The 19,011-nt window shown below is 70.5% G+C and carries 16 protein-coding genes; 6 read left to right on the forward strand and 10 right to left on the reverse strand.

Features of this window, described 5'->3' with window-relative positions:
* Positions 1–60: 60 nt before the first annotated feature.
* The 3 genes from ACIQWG_RS32845 to ACIQWG_RS32855 form a co-directional block, all read right to left on the reverse strand.
* Complete coding sequence (locus ACIQWG_RS32845; RefSeq protein ID WP_404102288.1) at positions 61–1,422, reverse strand: carotenoid oxygenase family protein; 1,362 nt, start codon at positions 1,420–1,422, stop codon at positions 61–63.
* A 64-nt stretch (positions 1,423–1,486) separates the two neighbouring features.
* The gene (locus tag ACIQWG_RS32850) at positions 1,487–2,182 is read right to left on the reverse strand and encodes an alpha/beta hydrolase (protein WP_404102290.1); all 696 of its coding nucleotides are present in this window, start codon (positions 2,180–2,182) and stop codon (positions 1,487–1,489) included.
* Positions 2,179–3,036 carry a hypothetical protein gene (locus tag ACIQWG_RS32855; protein WP_404102291.1) on the reverse strand — a complete coding sequence of 286 codons (858 nt, stop codon included), beginning with the start codon at positions 3,034–3,036 and terminating at the stop codon, positions 2,179–2,181. The genes ACIQWG_RS32850 and ACIQWG_RS32855 overlap by 4 nt, the downstream gene beginning before the upstream one ends.
* 44 nt (positions 3,037–3,080) lie before the next feature.
* Here ACIQWG_RS32855 and ACIQWG_RS32860 point away from each other — a divergent pair, with 44 nt between their 5' ends.
* The 4 genes from ACIQWG_RS32860 to ACIQWG_RS32875 all read left to right on the forward strand — a co-directional run bounded on the left by ACIQWG_RS32860 (position 3,081) and on the right by ACIQWG_RS32875 (position 6,755).
* Positions 3,081–3,347, forward strand: a complete 267-nt coding sequence (locus ACIQWG_RS32860) for a hypothetical protein (protein ID WP_404102293.1) — start codon at positions 3,081–3,083, stop codon at positions 3,345–3,347.
* 14 nt (positions 3,348–3,361) lie between these two features.
* A complete protein-coding gene (gene argG, locus ACIQWG_RS32865) occupies positions 3,362–4,816 on the forward strand; it encodes an argininosuccinate synthase (RefSeq protein WP_404102294.1) in 1,455 nt (484 codons plus the stop codon).
* Between the two features lie 146 nt (positions 4,817–4,962).
* Complete coding sequence (locus ACIQWG_RS32870) at positions 4,963–5,160, forward strand: DUF4236 domain-containing protein (RefSeq protein WP_093747609.1); 198 nt, start codon at positions 4,963–4,965, stop codon at positions 5,158–5,160.
* Positions 5,161–5,225: 65 nt separating this feature from the next.
* Entirely contained in the window at positions 5,226–6,755 is a 1,530-nt protein-coding gene (locus ACIQWG_RS32875) for a helix-turn-helix domain-containing protein (RefSeq protein WP_404102296.1), read from the forward strand.
* 93 nt (positions 6,756–6,848) lie between these two features.
* On the opposite strand, the gene ACIQWG_RS32880 is transcribed toward ACIQWG_RS32875, so the two are convergent.
* Both ACIQWG_RS32880 and ACIQWG_RS32885 read right to left on the reverse strand, forming a co-directional pair.
* Positions 6,849–8,423 carry an AbgT family transporter gene (locus ACIQWG_RS32880; RefSeq protein WP_404102297.1) on the reverse strand — a complete coding sequence of 525 codons (1,575 nt, stop codon included), beginning with the start codon at positions 8,421–8,423 and terminating at the stop codon, positions 6,849–6,851.
* 12 nt (positions 8,424–8,435) lie between these two features.
* Positions 8,436–9,680: an amidohydrolase family protein gene (locus ACIQWG_RS32885; RefSeq protein WP_404102527.1), complete on the reverse strand. Its 1,245-nt coding sequence runs from the start codon at positions 9,678–9,680 to the stop codon at positions 8,436–8,438.
* Between the two features lie 104 nt (positions 9,681–9,784).
* Here ACIQWG_RS32885 and ACIQWG_RS32890 point away from each other — a divergent pair, with 104 nt between their 5' ends.
* Positions 9,785–10,795, forward strand: coding sequence for an Lrp/AsnC family transcriptional regulator (locus tag ACIQWG_RS32890; RefSeq protein WP_404102299.1), 1,011 nt, complete (start codon positions 9,785–9,787; stop codon positions 10,793–10,795).
* Positions 10,796–10,870: 75 nt separating this feature from the next.
* On the forward strand, positions 10,871–11,206 hold the full coding sequence (locus ACIQWG_RS32895) for a YnfA family protein (protein WP_404102301.1): 336 nt from the start codon (positions 10,871–10,873) through the stop codon (positions 11,204–11,206).
* 7 nt (positions 11,207–11,213) lie between these two features.
* Here ACIQWG_RS32895 and ACIQWG_RS32900 read toward each other — a convergent pair whose 3' ends face one another.
* From ACIQWG_RS32900 to kdpA, 5 genes are all read right to left on the reverse strand, one after another.
* Positions 11,214–13,745, reverse strand: a complete 2,532-nt coding sequence (locus ACIQWG_RS32900) for a DUF4118 domain-containing protein (protein ID WP_404102303.1) — start codon at positions 13,743–13,745, stop codon at positions 11,214–11,216.
* A gap of 12 nt (positions 13,746–13,757) precedes the next feature.
* Positions 13,758–14,441 (reverse strand): response regulator, encoded by a 684-nt coding sequence (locus ACIQWG_RS32905; RefSeq protein WP_404102305.1) that lies wholly within the window; start codon positions 14,439–14,441, stop codon positions 13,758–13,760.
* Positions 14,442–14,550: 109 nt separating this feature from the next.
* The gene (locus ACIQWG_RS32910; RefSeq protein WP_404102307.1) at positions 14,551–15,219 is read right to left on the reverse strand and encodes a potassium-transporting ATPase subunit C; all 669 of its coding nucleotides are present in this window, start codon (positions 15,217–15,219) and stop codon (positions 14,551–14,553) included.
* Between the two features lie 5 nt (positions 15,220–15,224).
* A complete protein-coding gene (gene kdpB / locus ACIQWG_RS32915) occupies positions 15,225–17,348 on the reverse strand; it encodes a potassium-transporting ATPase subunit KdpB (protein WP_404102309.1) in 2,124 nt (707 codons plus the stop codon).
* Positions 17,348–19,009: a potassium-transporting ATPase subunit KdpA gene (gene kdpA / locus ACIQWG_RS32920; RefSeq protein ID WP_404102311.1), complete on the reverse strand. Its 1,662-nt coding sequence runs from the start codon at positions 19,007–19,009 to the stop codon at positions 17,348–17,350. The genes kdpB and kdpA overlap by 1 nt, the downstream gene beginning before the upstream one ends.
* Positions 19,010–19,011 lie beyond the last annotated feature (2 nt).

The following is a 19,011-nucleotide window of genomic DNA, read 5'->3' on the forward strand; positions in this document are numbered from 1 at the left end:
GCCTCCGTGGCGACGTGTCACGAACCGGACGTGCCGGTCCCGTACCGCATGATGCCTCGCTCACCGCAGCTCCGGCAGCCAGCTTCCGTGGAATCCGGCCGGTACCGGGTGGGGCAGTTCCACCACGGCCTGGACGGAGAGCCGCGCGGCGTCCAGGACGAGCAGTTCCCCGGCAGCGCCGGTGTCGTCCGAGACCAGCGAGAGGAGCCAGCCCTCGTCCTCGCCGGTGCCGTCCGCCGCCGGCACGAAGACCGCCTCGCCGGCGTGGCGGCCGCCGGGCGTCTCGTGGGTCCGGGTCGTGTGCCGCGCGAGGTCGTACTTGGTGATGCCGGCGTCGGAGACGGTGTACAGGTAGCGGTGGGGGCGCCCGGTGAGGTCCTCGTTGTGGGTGGGGAACTCGGCCGCGCGGTCGTCCAGTTGGGTTTCGGTGACGTGTCCCGAGACCGGGTCCAGGGTCCAGCGGTGCAGGACGGAGGGCGCCGTGCGGCCGTCCTCCTCGCGCGGCCCGGCCGGGGCGCCCGGTGCCGTGGACCCGCCGATGTCCGACCAGCTGCGCCGGAATCCGTCGCGGTCGTAGCGCACCGCGTCCAGCACGATCCGCCCCTGTCCGTCCTCGTGGGCGTTGCCGACGTGGAAGACGTAACAGGGATCGACGTCGTACCAGCGCACGGCCGTGCTGCCCGGCGTCCGGGGCATGATCCCGAGCCGGGCGCCGTACCCGTCGTCCCACCGGTAGGGCATTCCGCCGCGGCCGGCGAGGCCGGGGTCGAAGACGGCGGGCAGGTCCAGCCAGACGATGTGGTGCTCGGTGATGGCGAAGTCGTGCATCATCGTCGGGCCCGGCACCTCGACCGGCCGGCTGTCGAGCAGGTCGCCCGCCGCGGTGACCCGGTGGTAGGTGAGGTACGGCTCGGCGAACCCGGTCCCGAACAGGTGCAGTTCGCCGGTGACCGGGTCCTCCTTCGGGTGCGCGGTCATCGCGGTGGTCAGCCGTCCGGAGAAGTCGTACGGCCCGACGGTCCCCAGCGCGGGGGTGACCCAGTGCGGAAGCCCGACCTCGCACAGGGCCAGCACGACTCCCGCGTGCCGGATCACGTGGGTGTTGGCGGGGGTCGCGGTCAGATCGACGGTGAGGTCCGCGCGGATGAACGGATGCCCCTCCAGCTCCCGCGTCCGGATCCACCGGTTGCGGTACCACTCGGCGCGGCCGGCGCGCAGCCGGATGCCGTGGAGCATGCCGGGGCCGGTGAACCAGTGCCCCTTGTCCTCGCCGGGCAGCGGATTGGGGCCGTTGCGCAGATAGCGGCCGTCCAACTCGGGTGGCAGGGCGCCCCGCACGGTGAGGTCGGCGGCGGTGTGCTCGTCGGGTACCGGAGCGAAGCGGCCCCGCAGGTAGCCGGGAGGAGTCTTCTCGTCGGTCATGCTGCCTTCCTGGTCCGGCCCCGGTGGGCCCCGCGCATGTCACGGGACCCACCGTGGCTTGGCTTCACGCACCGGCTCCCGCGGCGGCGCGCTTGATGAGGGCGGCGACCTCACCGGGCTTGGACACGTAGACGGCGTGACTGCCGGCGGTCTCGGTGACCGTCGCGCCGGCCCGCTCGGCCATGGCGCGCTGCGCCGGGGGCGGGATCATGCGGTCGTCGGTGGCGACCAGGTAGTGGCTCGGCCGGCTGCGCCAGGCGGGCTCGGTGACCGTCCCGCCCAGGGCGTCCACACCCCACGGCACCTGGGAGTCCGCGAGGAACCGGGCCTCGGCGGCGGGCAGGTCCCCGGCGAAGGAGTCGGCGAACTTCTCCCGGTCCAGGAACAGGAACCCCTCGACGGGCGGCAGGATCGGCGGAACGGGCGCCCCGGGCGGCGGGTCGGCGATGAGGGTGTTCACGGACTCGTCCTTGTCGGGCGCGAACGCCGCGATGTACACGAGGGCCGCCACCTTCTCGTGGTTGCCCGCCTCGGAGATCACCGCGCCGCCGTAGGAGTGCCCGACGAGCACGGTGGGTCCGTCCTGGGCGTCGAGGACCATCCTGGTGGCGGCGACGTCGCCCGCGAGGGAGAGGGTGGGGTTCTGGACGACGGTGACGTTCAGGCCGTCGGCCTTCAGATGGTCGTAGACGCCCTTCCAGCCCGATCCGTCGACGAATCCGCCATGGACGAGGACGACATTCCTTGGTTCGGTGGTCATGGTGCGTCAGCTCCTTCGGGTGATTGCTGCGGTACGGCCGCGAGGGGCGCCGGGGCGGCCGACAGACGGGCCTGGGCGCGGGCGGGATAGACCTTCGTGAAAGCGGCGGGGGCGACGAGGCCGGCGACGCGGGCGGTGATGCCTGCCCAGAGCGGAGCGTCCACCGCCCCGAGGACGGCCAGGCTCACCGCGATGAAGGTGAAACCGGCGCCCCAGGCGCTGGTGATGTGGTTGTTGACCCGGATGAATTCCGGCATTTCCCAGTATTCACGGGGTGTCTGCCGCTTGGCGATGCCCACCGTGAAGGGGCGGCGGATGGCCAGCGTCCCCCAGGCGGTGGCGGCGAGCCAGGCGAAGGAGACGACGTCGACGTGGTCCGCCAGGACCGAGTGCGGCCTGGTGACGGCCACGACGGCGATCACGGCGAAGTACACGACGCTGCTGATCTCCAGGATCAGGGCGTCGAGGCCGACCCCGCGGCGGCGTTCGAGCACCAGGAGCAACAGCCCCGAGACGAGTCCGCCGAGGGCGCCCCAGCGCCAGTCGAAGGACGTGACGACGCCCGCCACGATCCAGGGGATGAATCCGCGTAGATAAGCCATGCTGTCGCTCCGGGGACGCTTGGTGACCGTTGCCGACTGGATGCACGGCGAGCGCCGAAGTTCGAGGCCGCGCATGTGACGGTCGTCACATTTGGCGCTGGTCCGGCTCGCGCGGCCGTGCCGGATCCGGGCGGCCGTGGCGGGTGCGCACGGCAGCCGGTCGCGCACCGATCCGGTGGTGACGAACTCGGCGACGGCGCTCGCGAACGCGCGCCCCAGGGTTCGCTCGGCGCCGGTGGGCGTGCCCAGCACCGGGCTGCCCCAGTAGGCGTCGAGGGCGTTGAAGAGGAAGGGCAGTGGGTGGCACCCAGGGCGCGCTCGTCCTCGGCGGGCCGGTGGTCGAACCGGTAGACGCAGGTGGCGTTGCCGCCGGCCGCGTGGTGCTCGGCGGTCCCGGCGTGCCCCGCGACCTGCGGCCGGCCCTGGCGGACGGCGCGCTGGAGGGCAAGGCACTGCCGCTCGGTACCACCCGGGACGAGGCGACGGCCACGACGAGGGGTGCCGGGGGCGTGACCGGACCCCCATTGCATGACCATGCGGCATTGCATGACCATGCGAGATGATGCATACTCTTCCTATGTCCAAGGTCCTCACCTCCCTCCCCACCGGCGAACGCGTCGGCATCGCCTTCTCGGGCGGTCTCGACACCTCGGTCGCGGTCGCCTGGATGCGCGACAAGGGTGCCGTCCCGTGCACCTACACCGCCGACATCGGCCAGTACGACGAGCCCGACATCGCCTCGGTGCCCGGCCGTGCGAAGACCTACGGCGCCGAGGTCGCGCGTCTGGTCGACTGCCGTGCCGCCCTGGTCGAGGAGGGGCTGGCCGCGCTGACCTGCGGTGCGTTCCACATCCGCTCCGGCGGGCGGGCGTACTTCAACACCACGCCGCTGGGTCGCGCCGTCACCGGCACGCTGCTGGTGCGCGCGATGCTCGAGGACAACGTCCAGATCTGGGGCGACGGCTCGACCTTCAAGGGCAACGACATCGAGCGGTTCTACCGCTACGGCCTGCTCGCCAACCCGAACCTGCGGATCTACAAGCCCTGGCTGGACGCGGACTTCGTGACCGAGCTCGGCGGCCGCAAGGAGATGTCGGAGTGGCTGGTCGCGCACGGCCTGCCCTACCGCGACAGCACCGAGAAGGCGTACTCCACGGACGCCAACATCTGGGGCGCCACCCACGAGGCCAAGACCCTGGAGCACCTGGGCACCGGCGTCGAGACCGTGGAGCCCATCATGGGCGTGCGGTTCTGGGACCCGTCCGTCGAGATTCCCGCCGAGGACGTGACGATCGGCTTCGAGCAGGGCCGCCCGGTCACCGTCAACGGCAAGGAGTTCGCCTCCGCCGTCGACCTGGTGATGGAGGCCAACGCCATCGGCGGCCGGCACGGCCTCGGCATGTCGGACCAGATCGAGAACCGGATCATCGAGGCCAAGAGCCGCGGCATCTACGAGGCGCCGGGCATGGCGCTGCTGCACGCCGCGTACGAGCGCCTGGTCAACGCGATCCACAACGAGGACACCCTCGCCCAGTACCACACCGAGGGCCGGCGCCTCGGCCGCCTGATGTACGAGGGCCGGTGGCTGGACCCGCAGGCGCTGATGATCCGGGAGTCGCTCCAGCGCTGGGTGGGCGCCGCCGTCACCGGCGAGGTCACGCTCCGGCTGCGGCGCGGCGAGGACTACTCGATCCTCGACACGACCGGCCCGGCCTTCAGCTACCACCCGGACAAGCTGTCGATGGAGCGCACCGAGGACTCGGCCTTCGGCCCGGTCGACCGGATCGGCCAGCTCACCATGCGCAACCTCGACATCGCCGACTCGCGCGCCAAGCTGGAGCAGTACGTCGGCCTCGGCCTGATCGGCACGGGCAGCCCCACCATCGGCGCCTCGCAGGCCGCCGCCACCGGGCTGATCGGCACCATGCCGGAGCTGCCGGAGGGCGGTGCCGAGGCCATCGCCTCGCGCGGTGAGGTCTCGGAGGAGGACGCCGCGCTGGACCGGGCCGCGATGGAGTCCGGCACGGACTGACCGACCGACAGGGGACGGACCACCGGAAGGGCCGGCCCGACGCTCACCGCGTCGGGCCGGCCCTTCCGGTTTTTCGACATGTCATCAGTTCGCCGAGTCGGGGTAACCGAGGGATACGCACTTGACTCCGGAAGGAGGAGGCATCCATGCCCCTGACATTTCGTAAGAGTTTTCGCATTTTGCCCGGTGTGCGCCTGAACATCAACCGTCGCTCCTGGTCCATCACCACGGGCGGCAGGAACGGTCCGCGACACACCCACAGCAGCACCGGACGTCGTACGACATCGATGGATTTGCCCGGACCTTTCGGGTGGCGCCGCACCCGTACCGCCAGGCGGCGTTGACGGCACGTCACCCGAACGGCCCCCCTGGGAATGTGCCATCTCATATCTGAGATAGCCTCAACCTCATGGCAGACGACTACCTCGTACGCATCGGCAAGCTCATCCGTGACGCCCGGCAACACCGTGGCTGGACACAGACGCAGCTGGCCGAGGCGCTCGGCACCTCCCAGAGCGCCGTCAATCGCATCGAGCGCGGCAACCAGAACATCAGCCTTGAGATGATCGCCCGAATCGGTGAAGCCCTGGACAGCGAGATCGTGTCGCTGGGGTACGCCGGGCCGATGCATCTGAGGGTCGTCGGCGGACGTCGACTGTCCGGTTCGATCGACGTCAAGACCAGCAAGAACGCCTGCGTGGCACTGCTGTGCGCCTCACTGCTCAACAAGGGGCGCACAGTGCTGCGCCGGGTCGCCCGGATCGAAGAGGTGTACCGCCTTCTGGAGGTGCTCAACTCCATCGGCGTGCGCACCCGTTGGATCAACGACGGCGTCGACCTGGAGATCGTGCCGCCCTCCGAGCTGGACATGGACGCCATCGACGCCGAGGCGGCCGTCCGCACCCGCTCGATCATCATGTTCCTCGGTCCGCTGCTGCACCGGATGGACCGCTTCAAGCTGCCGTATGCCGGCGGCTGCGACCTGGGCACCCGGACCATCGAGCCGCACATGATCGCGCTGCGCCGGTTCGGCCTCGAAGTGGCGGCGACCGAGGGGCAGTACCACGCCACGGTCGACCGTACGGTGCGCGCCGGCCGGCCGATCGTGCTGACCGAGCGCGGCGACACCGTGACCGAGAACGCGCTGCTGGCCGCCGCGCGGCACGACGGCGTCACGGTCATCCGCAACGCGTCCTCCAACTACATGGTCCAGGACCTGTGCTTCTTCCTGGAGACGCTCGGAGTGCGGGTGGAGGGCATCGGCACGACGACGCTCACCGTCCACGGTGTGCCGACCATCGACGTCGACGTCGACTACTCCCCCTCCGAGGACCCGGTCGAGGCGATGAGCCTGCTGGCCGCCGCCGTGGTGACGGAGTCGGAACTGACGGTGCGTCGTGTCCCCATCGAGTTCCTGGAGATCGAACTGGCGGTCCTGGAAGAGATGGGCCTCGACCACGACCGCACACGCGAGTACTTCGCGGACAACGGCCGCACCCGGCTGGTGGACCTCACCGTCCGGCCCTCCAAGCTGGAGGCGCCGATCGACAAGATCCACCCGATGCCGTTCCCCGGCCTGAACATCGACAACGTCCCGTTCTTCGCGGCCATCGCGGCCGTCGCCTCCGGCAAGACCCTCATCCACGACTGGGTCTACGACAACCGCGCGATCTACCTGACCGACCTCAACCGCCTCGGCGGACGCCTTCAGTTGCTGGACCCGCACCGCGTCCTGGTCGAGGGCCCGACCCGCTGGCGGGCCGCCGAGATGATGTGCCCGCCCGCGCTGCGGCCCGCCGTGGTCGTGCTGCTGGCGATGATGGCGGCGGAGGGGACGTCCGTGCTGCGGAACGTGTATGTCATCAACCGGGGTTACGAGGATCTCGCGGAGCGGCTGAACACGATCGGCGCGCAGATCGAGATCTTCCGCGACATCTGATGACCGCATGCCGCCGCACCCCTGTGTGACCCGCTGCTTGCGGGGCAAGTGGGGTGCGGCGGCTGCGTCTGGGGGTGAAGGCCGCCCCGACGGTCAGGGCAGATGGATCCCGGCCCCGGGCCCGAGCGGCAGGTCGAAGGCGTAGAAGATGCCGAGCACGGCCAGCCATGCCCCGATGAACGGCAGGACGTAGATCGCCAGCCGGGACATCAACGTGCCCAGTTGCGCGCCGGGTTCGTAGCGGCGCATCAGGGCGAGGCTGAGGAACAGGTAAGGGTTGAGCGGGGAGATCATCTGGGTCGCGGAGTCCGCGATCCGGAAGGCCGCGAGGGTCAGGGCCGGGGACATCCCGATGAGCATGAAGGTCGGTACGAAGACCGGGGCCATCAGGGACCACAGCGCCGAACCCGAGGTGATCAGCACGTTCAGCACGCTGACCACCAGGACGAAGAGCACCAGCGCGGTGAAGCCGGTCAGCCCCGCGGACTTCAGCAGCTCCGCGCCCTCCACGGCGAGCAGGGTGCCGAGGTTGGACCAGGTGAAGACCGCGATGAACTGCGCGATGACGAGGATCAGCACGATGTAGCCGGACATCGAGGTGACGGATTCGCCCATCATCCTCGGGATGTCGTTGCGATGCGTCACCGTGCGGGCCTTCACCCCGTACACCGTGCCCGCGATGACGAAGGCGCCGAACAGCAGCGGCACGATGCCGCTGAGCGCCGGTGACGGCACGAGCGCGCCGCCCTCGCCCTGGAGCGGACTGCCGGGCAGCAGCCAGGTGACCAGCACGACGGTGGCGTACACGGCGACCGCCGCCGTGGCCCACCGCAGTCCGCGCCGCTGCTCCGGGCCGATCGCGGCGGACTCCTCGGAGGAGTCGTCGGTCGAGCCCTCCGTGACCGGAGCGGGCAGCCGCGGCTCCAGCACCCGGGCCGTCAGGAAGCCGCCGATCAGGGCGAGCACCACGCTGGCCGAGGCGGTGAAGAAGTAGTTGACGAGGAGGTGGGTGGGCACGTCCTGTCCGGCCGGCAGTACCGCCGCGACCTTCTCGGTGATGCCCGCGTACAGCGCGTCGAGGGCGCCGACCGTGAAGCCGGAGGCGTAGCCCGCGCACACACAGGCGAAGGCGCCGATCAGGCCGGCCACGGGGTGCCGTCCGGCGGCCTTGAACACCAGCGCGGCCAGCGGCGGGATCACCAGGACCGCGATGTCGCTCATCACATGGCCTTGGCAGGCCACGAACGCCACCACGTACGGCAGCAGCCACGCGGGCGCCTTGGCGACGGTCGCCCGGACCGCCGTCTCCAGCAGTCCGGTCCGCTCGGCGACCCCGACGGCCATCATCATCAGCAGGACCGTGCCCAGGGGCGGGAAGCCGGTGAAGTTGGTGAGCGCGTTCTCCAGGAACCAGCTGATGCCGTCCCCGGTGAGCAGCCCGTGGACCTGGAGGTGTTCATCGCTGCCGGGCACCGTCACCCCGACGTCCGCCCAGGCCAGTGCCGTGGAGACGACGGCGAGGAGGGCGAAGAGGGCGGTGAAGAGGTAGAAGGGGTGCCAGAGCCGGTTGCCCAGGCGCTCCAGTGCGGCCATCAGCCGGTCGAGCCGGCCGCTGCCGTATCCGCCGTCGCCCTTCGTCGGGGAGGGCGATGCGAGGGTGTCCTGCATGGCGGGCGCCTCTCAGTCGGTGCCGTCGGTGGGCTCGGTCTGTCGCGTGAGGGTGTTCTTGCGTACGACGCCTTGCTGGACCACGCAGCGGATGTGCGCGGGGTCGGCGAGCACGGAGATGTCGGCCAGCGGATCGCCCTCGCACACGACGAGGTCCGCGGCCTTGCCGGGTTCCAGGGTGCCGATCCGCTCGCTGAGCCCGAGCAGTTCGGCGGCGACCCGGGTGCCGGCGGCGATCGCGTCCGCCGGGGACATCCCCAGGGAGACGAGGTGCAGCAGTTCGCGCAGGTTCCGGCCGTGCGGGCTGATCGCGGCGTCGGTGCCCATCGCGATCCGCAGCCCGTGCGCGATGGCGGCGGAGATGTTCTCCTTGGTGATGCCGGACCAGCGCGTCTTCTTTTCGTAGTGGTACGGCGCCATGGTCGCCTTGTCGATGCCGTCGAAGACCGTGGAGAGGGTCGGGACGACGAACACGCCGCGCTCCCCCGCCAGTTCACGTGCCTCGGCGTCGAGGCCGTAGCCGTGCTCGATGCTGGTGACGCCGCCGCGGATCGCGTTGAGGATGCCCGCGGTGCCCTGGGCGTGCGCGGCCACCGGCCGTCCGCCGTGGCGGCGCACCTCGTCGACGACCGTGCGGATCTCCTCCTCCGTCAGCCCCTCGTCCTCGGGCTGGTCGTGGGGGCTGCCCATGCCGCCGGTCGCGCAGAGCTTGATGACGTCGGCGCCCTCGCGCAGCAGCCGCCGTACGGCCTTGCGCACCTCGTAGGGGTTGTCCGCGATCTCGCCGACGCCGCCGCTGGTGTCGATGCCGGAGGGGGTGGTGAAGTCGGCGTGGCCGCCGGTGTGGCCGATCACGCGGATCGCGGTGTGCAGGCGGGGGCCCTCGATCAGGCCCTCGGCGACCGCGACCCGGAAGCCGGCGGGCAGGCCGCCGAGGTCGCGGGCGGTGGTGATGCCGGCGTCGAGGGTGCGGCGCAGGCGGCGGGCGGTGCGGAAGGTCTCGACGGTGTCGTCCATGGCGAAGCGCTCGGACAGCGCCCTGCCGTTCTCGGCGCCGAGGTGCACATGGCAGTCGATGAAGCCGGGCAGGACGGTACGGCCCGCCGCGTCCAGTACGTCGATGTCGGGCGCGGTCGGCGGGGCGTCCTCGGCGCGGCCGGCGTGGACGAGGTCACCGTGCTCGTCCGTGACGACCACACCGTCGGGCACGGGCGCGCGGCCGGTGCCGTCGACGATCCGGGCGTTGATGATCTTCAGGGCCACTGCTACCGCTCCTCGTGCTGGTCGGATGTCGCGGTAGCCTCAAGTCCGACGGCAGCACGGGCGCCGGATTGCAGGATTCGTTCACCGGAGTGCTCGAAATGCAGGATCAGGAACTCAGCGAGCTGGATCTGGCGATCGTCAACGCGCTCCAGATCCAGCCCCGCGCGCCCTGGTCGCTGGTGGGCCGGGTGCTCGGCGTGGACGCGGTCACCGTCGCCCGTCGCTGGAAGCGGCTCTCCGACAGCGGGGCCGCCTGGGTGAGCGGCCATATGGCACCGGCGACCGACGGGCGGGTGATGGCGCAGGTCGAGATCGTGACCGCCGCCGCGCGGGCCACGCGGGTCGCCGAGATCCTCGCCGGCGACATCGCCACGCTGAGCGTGAAGCAGACCTCTGGCGCCCGGGACATCCTGGCGATCGTGTGGGCGTACAGCCTCGACGAACTCGCCGACTACATCGGTGACCGCATCGCCCACTGCCCCGGGGTCCGCTCGACGCGCTCGCACGTGATCACGGACGCGCCGTTCGAGGGGAGCCGGTGGCGGCTGCGCAGTCTCTCGGCGGAGCAGCGCGCGCGGCTGCACCCGCCGGAGCGGCCGCCCGTGCCCGCCGAGCCGATGCGTCCGCTGGACCGGCGCATCATGGTCGCGCTCGGCGAGGACGGCCGGATGCCGCTCAGCGAACTGGCCGAGCGCACCGGCACCAGCGTGGCCACCGCCCGCCGCAGGCTGGGCCTGCTGCTGGGCTCCGGCCGGCTGGTGCTGCGTTGCAGTCTCGCCCGCCCGCTCACCGGCTGGCCCGTCACCGCCGTCTACTTCGCCTCCGTACCGGCGGAGCATCTCCAGGCGGCGGAGGCGGCGCTGCGGACCCTGCCGGAGCTGCGGCTGTGCACCGTCACCGCCGGTCCGCACAATCTGATCCTCGACGTGTGGCTGCGCGGCGTCCAGGACGTGCACCGTCTGGAAGCGCACCTGGAGCACGAGATGGCCGACCTCGGGTTCCGGGTCGGCGACCGCGCGGTGGTGCTGCGCACGGACAAGAACGTCGGCCGTGTCCTGGACCGACGCGGGCACAGCGTGGCGGCGGTGCCGCTGGAGCGGCTCGACTGACGGGCGGGGGCGGGTAGGGGCGGGTGGGCAGCCGCTCAGGAGGACGGGCCCCGCCCGCCTGTACGCTCACCGATCATGACCGTCGCGCGTTCCGTGGCCCTGTTCGCCGTCGCCGCCCTGTTCGAGATCGGCGGTGCCTGGCTGGTCTGGCAGGGCATCCGTGAGCACAAGGGCTGGATCTGGGTCGGCGCCGGGGTCATCGCTCTCGGGCTGTACGGGGTGGTGGCCACCTTCCAGACCGACGACAACTTCGGCCGCATCCTCGCCGCCTACGGCGGGATCTTCGTCGCCGGGTCCATCGCCTGGGGCGTGGTCGCCGACGGCTACCGCCCCGACCGCTACGACGTGATCGGCGCGCTGGTCTGCCTCGCCGGAATGGCCGTGATCATGTACGCGCCCCGCGGCGGCTGAGGACGCCTCAGCCCGGAACCGGAGTGGGCAAGTCCTGCCGGTCCGGTGCCGTCCGTACCGCCAGCACCATCGTCAGGCCCCCGCCAGGCGTGTCCTCGGCCGCAAGGGTGCCGCCGATGGCCTCCGCGAAACCGCGGGCCACCGCCAGACCCAGGCCGACGCCGGTGCCGCGCGGTGAGTCGCCGTAGCGCTGGAAGGGCTCGAAGATGCGGTCCTTGGCGTCGTCCGGGACGCCGGGTCCGCGGTCGACGACCCGTACCTCGACGCGGTCGGCGATGGCACTCGCGGCGACCAGGACCCGCTCGCCCGGCGGGCTGTACTTGACGGCGTTCTCGACCACGTTGGCGACGGCCCGCTCCAGCAGCCCCCGGTCGACGTGCACCATGGGCAGCGTCTCGGGGATTTCGAGGTCCACGCTGTCCTCGGGGACCCCGCCGAGCGCCATCGGCACGACCTCGTCGAGGTCGGTCTCGCGGATGATGGGCGTGACGGTCCCGGTCTGGAGTCTGGACATGTCCAGCAGATTGCCGACCAGGTGGTCGAGCCGGTCGGCGCCCTCCTCGATGGCGGCCAGCAGTTCCGCCTGGTCCTCCTCGGACCACTCGACGTCGTCGGAACGCAGCGAGGTGACGGCCGCCTTGATGCCGGCCAGCGGAGTGCGCAGGTCGTGGCTGACGGCGGCCAGCAGCGCCGTACGGATGCGGTTGCCCTCGGCCAGTTCCTTCGCGCGGCCCGCCTCGCGGCGCAGCCGCTGCCGGTCCAGGACCACGGCGGCCTGCGCGGCGAACGCGGCCAGCACCCTGCGGTCCGCGGCCGGCAGCACCCGGCCGCGCAGGGACAGGGCCAGGTGGTCGCCGACGGGTACGTCGACGTCCGCGTCCTCGGGGGTGTCGGCGGGCCGGGGTCCCACGCTGCCGGCGCAGGTCCAGGGGTCCGTCTCACCGGTCCGCTCCAGGAGGGCCACCGACTCCATGCCGAAGGTCTCGCGGACCCGTTCCAGCAGGTCCTCCAGGCCGGTCTCGCCGCGCAACACGTTCCCGGCGAGGAAGGACAGGATCTCCGACTCGGCCCGCAGCCGGGCCGCCTGGTGGGTGCGCCGGGCCGCGAGGTCCACGACCGAGGCCACGGACACGGCGACCCCGACGAAGATCGCGATGGCGACGATGTTCTTCGGGTCGGCGATCGTCAGGGTGTGGACGGGCGGCGTGAAGAACCAGTTGAGCAGCAGGGAACCGACCACCGCGGAGGCCAGCGCCGGGAAGAGCCCGCCGAGCAGTGCCGCCGCCACCGTCAGGGTCAGGAAGAGCAGCATGTCGTTGGCGAGGCCGACCTCGGCGGTGACGCCGGTGAGGAGCCAGGTGAGCAGGGCGGGGCCGAGCACACCGACGAGCCAGCCCCAGATGACCCGGGACCGTCCGAGGCGGGCGCCGCGCGCCACCGGCAGCCCGCGGCCCTTGCCCACCTCGTCGTGCGTGATGAGGTGCACGTCGAGGTCGGGACCGGACTCGCGGGCGACGGTGGCGCCGACGCCGGGTCCGAAGACGTACTGCCAGCTTCTGCGCCGGGAGACGCCGAGGACGATCTGGGTGGCGTTCACCCCGCGGGCGAAGTCGAGCAGGGCGGCCGGTACGTCGTCGCCGACGACCTGGTGGAAGGTGCCGCCCAGGTCCTCCACCAGGGTGCGCTGGTCCGCGAGTTCCTTCGGGGAGGCGGCGCTCAGACCGTCGCTGCGGGAGATGTAGACGGCGAGCACCTCGCCTCCGGCGCCCTTCTCGGCGAGCCGTGCCGCACGCCGTATCAGGGTGCGTCCCTCGGGGCCGCCGGTCAGCCCGACCACGATCCGCTCGCGCGAACCCCAGATGGCCGACACCCGGTGCTCACTGCGGTACTCGGTCAGATAGGCGTCGACCCGGTCGGCCACCCACAGCAGCGCCAGTTCGCGCAGGGCGGTGAGGTTGCCCGGCCGGAAGTAGTTGGACAGGGCCGCGTCGACCTTGTCCGGCCGGTAGATGTTCCCGTGCGCCATACGGCGGCGCAGCGCCTGTGGCGACATGTCGACCAGCTCGATCTGGTCGGCACGGCGCACGACCTCGTCGGGGACGGTCTCGCGCTGCCGTACGCCGGTGATGGACTCGACCACGTCGCCCAGCGACTCCAGGTGCTGGATGTTGACGGTCGATATGACGTCGATGCCGGCCGCCAGCAGCTCCTCCACGTCCTGCCAGCGCTTGGTGTTACGGGAGCCGGGCACGTTGGTGTGGGCCAGCTCGTCGACCAGGGCGACCCTTGGGGCGCGGCGCAGGACGGCGTCCACGTCCATCTCGGTGAACGTGCCGCCCCGGTAGGCGATCTCCCTGCGTGGCACCTGTTCCAGGCCGTGCAGCATCACCTCGGTACGCGGCCGGTGGTGATGTTCCACGAACGCGACGACGCAGTCGGTGCCCCGCTCGATCCGGCGGTGCGCCTCCGACAGCATCGCGTACGTCTTGCCGACGCCCGGTGCCGCGCCGAGGTAGATCCTGAGCTTGCCGCGTCCCATGTCGTCCCTCGGTCAGGCTTCGAAGCGGTAGCCCATACCGGGCTCGGTGATCAGATAGCGGGGGTGGGAGGGGTCCTGCTCCAGCTTGCGGCGCAGCTGGGCCATGTAGACCCGCAGGTAGTTGGTCTTGCTGCTCTGCGAGACGCCCCAGACCTCATGGAGGAGGTGTTTCTGGCTGATCAGCCGGCCCGGGCTGGTCACCAGGATCTCCAGCAGATGCCACTCGGTCGGGGTCAGCCGCACATCCCGCCCGTGCCGGACCACCTTCTTGGCGAGCAGGTCGATGCTGAAGTCCCCCGTCTCGACCAGCGTGGTCTCGGGGGCGAGCGGGGTGTCCTCGGTCCGGCGGACCGCGGCCCGCAACCGGGCGAGCAGTTCGTTCATGCTGAACGGCTTGGTGACGTAGTCGTCGGCGCCGGCGTCCAGCGCGACCACCTTCTCGTCCGACGCCTGACGGGCGGACAGGACCAGGATCGGCACCCGGCTCCAGCCGCGCAGACCCTTGATGATGTCGACGCCGTCCATGTCGGGCAGGCCGAGGTCGAGCAGGACCACGTCGGGCTGACGCGCCGCCGCGAGCCGCAGGGCCGTGGCCCCGTCGGGGGCGGCGTCGACGCCGTAGTGACGTGCCTCCAGGTTGATGACCAGAGCCCGTACGAGCTGCGGGTCGTCCTCCACCACGAGCACCCGGGTCATGGGTGTACGCCTTCCTGCCCAGCATCTGGGCAACTGGTCCGATGGCGGCGGGAGTCGGCGGCACCGGATGTCTCCGGCCGCCGACTCCCGCACGGTTCGCGTAACGCCATCAGCTCTTCGCCGCGAGGTCCTTGAGCGCGATGTTGAGTTCGAGGACGTTCACCCGGGGCTCGCCCATGAAGCCGAGCGTGCGGCCCTCGGTGTGCTCGTCGACCAGCTTCTGCACCTGGGCGACGGGCAGGCCGTTCTTCTCGGCGACCCGGTTGACCTGGAGTTCCGCGTACTGCGGGGAGATGTCCGGGTCCAGACCGGAGCCGGACGACGTCACCGCGTCGGCGGGCACGTCGACCGGCTTGACCTTGTGGTCAGCCGTCGAGTTGTCCTTGATGACGGCGGCCTTGGCGTCCTTCACCCACTGGATGAGCTCTTCGTTGTCGCCGGACCGGTTGGTCGCGCCGGACAGGATGAGCGAGTACTGGGTGTTGACGCCGTTGGTGCCGAGACCGTTCTGCGGGCGGCCCTGGAACCACTTCAGGTCGGGTGTCGGAGTCTCCTCGCCCTTCTTCAGCGGAAGGTTGTAGGACTGCCCGATCAGGGACGACCCGACGACCTTGCCGTCCGCCTTGATCTCGGAGCCGTTCGCCTTGCCGCTGAACAGACCCTGCGCGATGCCGGTGATCACCAGCGGGTAGATGACGCCGGTCACCAGGGTCAGCACGAGGAGGGCGCGCAGGCCCGCCCCGAGCAACCGGGCGGTGTTCGATACGGAGTTGTTCATGGCGATCAGCCGATTCCGGGGATGAGGGAGATGAGCATGTCGATGAGCTTGATGCCGATGAACGGGGCGATCAGACCGCCGAGTCCGTAGACGGTGAGGTTGCGCCGCAGCAGCTTGTCGGCGCTCACCGGCCGGTACCGCACACCCTTCAGGGACAGCGGCACCAGCGCGACGATGATCAGCGCGTTGAAGATGACCGCGGACAGGATCGCGGAGTCCGGCGAGGACAGGTTCATGATGTTGAGCTTGTCCAGGCCCGGGTAGACGACCGCGAACAGCGCCGGGATGATCGCGAAGTACTTCGCGACGTCGTTGGCGATGGAGAACGTGGTCAACGCGCCCCGGGTGATGAGGAGTTGCTTGCCGATCTCGACGATCTCGATGAGCTTGGTCGGGTTGGAGTCGAGGTCGACCATGTTGCCGGCCTCCTTGGCGGCCGACGTACCGGTGTTCATCGCCACACCGACGTCCGCCTGCGCGAGCGCGGGCGCGTCGTTGGTGCCGTCACCGGTCATCGCGACCAGCTTGCCGCCGGCCTGCTCCCGCTTGATGAGCGCCATCTTGTCCTCGGGAGTCGCCTCCGCGAGGAAGTCGTCGACGCCCGCCTCCTCGGCGATCGCCTTGGCGGTCAGCGGGTTGTCACCCGTGATCATGACGGTCTTGATGCCCATGCGGCGCAGTTCCTCGAACCGCTCCCGCATGCCGTCCTTGACGACGTCCTTGAGGTGGATGACGCCCAGGACGCGCGCACCCTGCGCGTCCTCCACCGCGACGAGCAGCGGCGTACCGCCGGACTCGGAGATGCGGTTGGAGAGGGTGTCCGCGTCGTCGGCGACCGTGCCGCCCTGCTCCCGGACCCAGGCGATGACCGAACCGGCGGCGCCCTTGCGGATCCTGCGGCCGTCGACGTCGACGCCCGACATCCGCGTCTGGGCGGTGAAGGCGATCCACTCGGCGCCGGTCAACTCGCCCTGGTGGCGCTCGCGCAGGCCGTACTTCTCCTTCGCGAGTACGACGACGGAGCGGCCCTCGGGCGTCTCGTCGGCCAGCGACGACAGCTGGGCGGCGTCGGCCACCTGGGCCTCGGTCGTCCCGCGCACCGGTACGAACTCGGCGGCCTGGCGGTTGCCGAGGGTGATGGTGCCGGTCTTGTCGAGCAGCAGCGTGGAGACGTCACCGGCGGCCTCGACCGCGCGGCCCGACATGGCGAGGACGTTGCGCTGCACCAGACGGTCCATGCCCGCGATGCCGATCGCGGAGAGCAGGGCGCCGATGGTCGTCGGAATCAGACAGACCAGCAGGGCGACCAGCACGACCATCGTCAGATGCGTGCCCGCGTAGTCCGCCAGCGGCGGGAGCGTGGCGCAGGCCAGCAGGAAGACGATCGTCAGCGAGGCGAGCAGGATGTTGAGCGCGATCTCGTTCGGCGTCTTCTGCCGGGCGGCGCCCTCGACCAGGTTGATCATCCGGTCGATGAAGGTCTCGCCGGGCTTCGTCGTGATCTTGATGACGATGCGGTCGGAGAGCACCTTCGTGCCACCGGTGACGGCCGAGCGGTCGCCGCCGGACTCGCGGATGACGGGAGCGGACTCACCGGTGATCGCCGACTCGTCCACGGAGGCCACGCCCTCGATGACGTCGCCGTCACCGGGGATGATGTCGCCCGCTTCACAGACGACCAGGTCGCCGATCTTCAAGTCGGTACCGGCGACGACGGTCCCGTCGACCTTGCGGGCGACCGTGTCCGTCTTGGCCTTGCGCAGCGTGTCGGCCTGCGCCTTGCCGCGGCCCTCGGCGACGGCCTCCGCCAGGTTGGCGAAGATCACCGTCAGCCACAGCCAGGCGCTGATGGTCCAGCCGAACCAGTCGCCCGGGTCCTTGAAGGAGAAGGCGGTGGTCAGGATGGAGCCGATCCACACCACGAACATCACGGGGGACTTGACCATCACCCGCGGGTCGAGCTTGCGGAAGGCCTCCGGCAGCGACTTGACCAGCTGCTTCGGGTCGAAGAGGCCCGCGCCGACACGGCCTTCGGCGGACTTGTGCGCGGTGGGTACGTCGCTGTGCGGCGCCCGGGTCGGAGTGGCTGTGGACATGGAGTCCTCTTGCTTCTCTGTGCGAGTGGTCATCACGCCAGCCCCTCGGCCAGCGGCCCGAGCGCGAGGGCCGGGAAGTACGTCAGACCGGTGATGATGATGATCGTGCCGACGAGCAGACCCGTGTACAGGGGCTTGTCGGTGCGCAGCGTTCCCGCGGTGGCCGGCACGGGCCTCTGCTCGGCGAGCGAGCCGGCCAGGGCCAACACGAAGATCATCGGAATGAATCGGCCGAGCAGCATGGCCAGGCCCAGCGTGCTGTTGAACCACTGGGTGTCCGCGTTCAGACCGGCGAACGCCGAGCCGTTGTTGTTGGACGCGGACGTGTAGGCGTACAGGATCTCGGAGAATCCGTGCGCCCCACTGTTGGTCAGGGAGTTCAGCGGGGTCGGCAGCGCCATGGCGAAGGCGGTGAAGATCAGTACCAGCGCCGGGGTGACCAGGATGTAGCAGGCCGCCAGCTTGATCTCGCGGGAGCCGATCTTCTTGCCCAGGTACTCGGGCGTGCGGCCGACCATCAGACCGGCGATGAACACCGCGATGATCGCCATGATCAGCATGCCGTACAGGCCGGAGCCCACGCCGCCGGGCGCGATCTCGCCCAGCATCATGCCGAGCAGGGTGACGCCGCCGCCGAGACCGGTGAAGGAGGAGTGGAAGGAGTTCACCGCACCGGTCGAGGTGAGGGTGGTCGAGGTCGCGAAGATCGACGAGCCGCCGATCCCGAAGCGGGTCTCCTTGCCCTCGTACGCCCCGCCGGCGATGTCGAACGCCGGTCCGTGGTGGGCGAACTCGGTCCACATCATCAGGGCGACGAAGCCCAGCCAGATGACGGCCATGGTCGCGAGGATCGCGTAACCCTGCTTCACCGAGCCGACCATGACGCCGAACGTGCGGGTCAGCGCGAACGGGATGACCAGGATCAGGAAGATCTCGAAGAGGTTCGAGAACGGGGTGGGGTTCTCGAAGGGGTGGGCGCTGTTGGCGTTGAAGTAGCCGCCGCCGTTGGTGCCCAGCTCCTTGATGGCCTCCTGCGAGGCGACCGCGCCGCCGTTCCACTGCTGGTGGCCGCCCATGAACTGGCCGACCTCGTGAATGCCGGAGAAGTTCTGGATGGCACCGGCGGCCACCAGGACGACCGCGGCGATCGCGGCCAGCGGGACCAGGATGCGGACGACACCGCGCACCAGGTCGGCCCAGAAGTTGCCCAGCTCACCGGTGCGCGAGCGGGCGAAGCCGCGCACCAGCGCCACCGCGACGGCGATGCCGACGGCGGCGGAGACGAAGTTCTGCACGGCCAGACCGGCGGTCTGCACGACGTGGCCCATGGCCTGCTCGCCGTAGTACGACTGCCAGTTGGTGTTCGTCACGAACGACACGGCGGTGTTGAACGCCTGGTCCGCGTCGATCGCGGAGAAGCCCAGCGAGCCGGGCAGCACGCCCTGGAGCCGCTGGAGGGCGTAGAGGAACAGGACGCCGATCACGGAGAAGGCGAGGACGCCGCGCAGATAGGCGGGCCAGCGCATCTCGGTGTCGGGGTTGGCACCGATGCCCTTGTAGATCCACTTCTCGACCCGCCAGTGCTTGTCGGAGGAGTAGACCTTGGCCATGTAGTTGCCGAGGGGGATGTAGGCGAGCGCCAGCGCCGCTATGAGCGCGAGCAGCTGGAGCACGCCTGCGAGGACGGGACCCATGG

It is taken from the genome of Streptomyces sp. NPDC098781 (genome assembly GCF_044759995.1).
In the GTDB taxonomy this organism is placed as follows: Bacteria; Actinomycetota; Actinomycetes; order Streptomycetales; family Streptomycetaceae; genus Streptomyces.

Excerpts from the sequence above, each read along its gene's own strand:
- ACIQWG_RS32880 (WP_404102297.1), bottom strand. The coding sequence starts at position 8,423 with ATGCAGGACACCCTCGCATCGCCCTCCCCGACGAAGGGCGACGGCGGA.
- ACIQWG_RS32890 (WP_404102299.1), top strand. The coding sequence starts at position 9,785 with ATGCAGGATCAGGAACTCAGCGAGCTGGATCTGGCGATCGTCAACGCG.
- ACIQWG_RS32905 (WP_404102305.1), bottom strand. The coding sequence starts at position 14,441 with ATGACCCGGGTGCTCGTGGTGGAGGACGACCCGCAGCTCGTACGGGCT.
- ACIQWG_RS32895 (WP_404102301.1), top strand. The coding sequence starts at position 10,871 with ATGACCGTCGCGCGTTCCGTGGCCCTGTTCGCCGTCGCCGCCCTGTTC.
- ACIQWG_RS32845 (WP_404102288.1), bottom strand. The coding sequence starts at position 1,422 with ATGACCGACGAGAAGACTCCTCCCGGCTACCTGCGGGGCCGCTTCGCT.
- argG (WP_404102294.1), top strand. The coding sequence starts at position 3,362 with ATGTCCAAGGTCCTCACCTCCCTCCCCACCGGCGAACGCGTCGGCATC.
- ACIQWG_RS32900 (WP_404102303.1), bottom strand. The coding sequence starts at position 13,745 with ATGGGACGCGGCAAGCTCAGGATCTACCTCGGCGCGGCACCGGGCGTC.
- kdpA (WP_404102311.1), bottom strand. The coding sequence starts at position 19,009 with ATGGGTCCCGTCCTCGCAGGCGTGCTCCAGCTGCTCGCGCTCATAGCG.
- ACIQWG_RS32875 (WP_404102296.1), top strand. The coding sequence starts at position 5,226 with ATGGCAGACGACTACCTCGTACGCATCGGCAAGCTCATCCGTGACGCC.
- kdpB (WP_404102309.1), bottom strand. The coding sequence starts at position 17,348 with ATGACCACTCGCACAGAGAAGCAAGAGGACTCCATGTCCACAGCCACT.
- ACIQWG_RS32850 (WP_404102290.1), bottom strand. The coding sequence starts at position 2,182 with ATGACCACCGAACCAAGGAATGTCGTCCTCGTCCATGGCGGATTCGTC.
- ACIQWG_RS32870 (WP_093747609.1), top strand. The coding sequence starts at position 4,963 with ATGCCCCTGACATTTCGTAAGAGTTTTCGCATTTTGCCCGGTGTGCGC.
- ACIQWG_RS32910 (WP_404102307.1), bottom strand. The coding sequence starts at position 15,219 with ATGAACAACTCCGTATCGAACACCGCCCGGTTGCTCGGGGCGGGCCTG.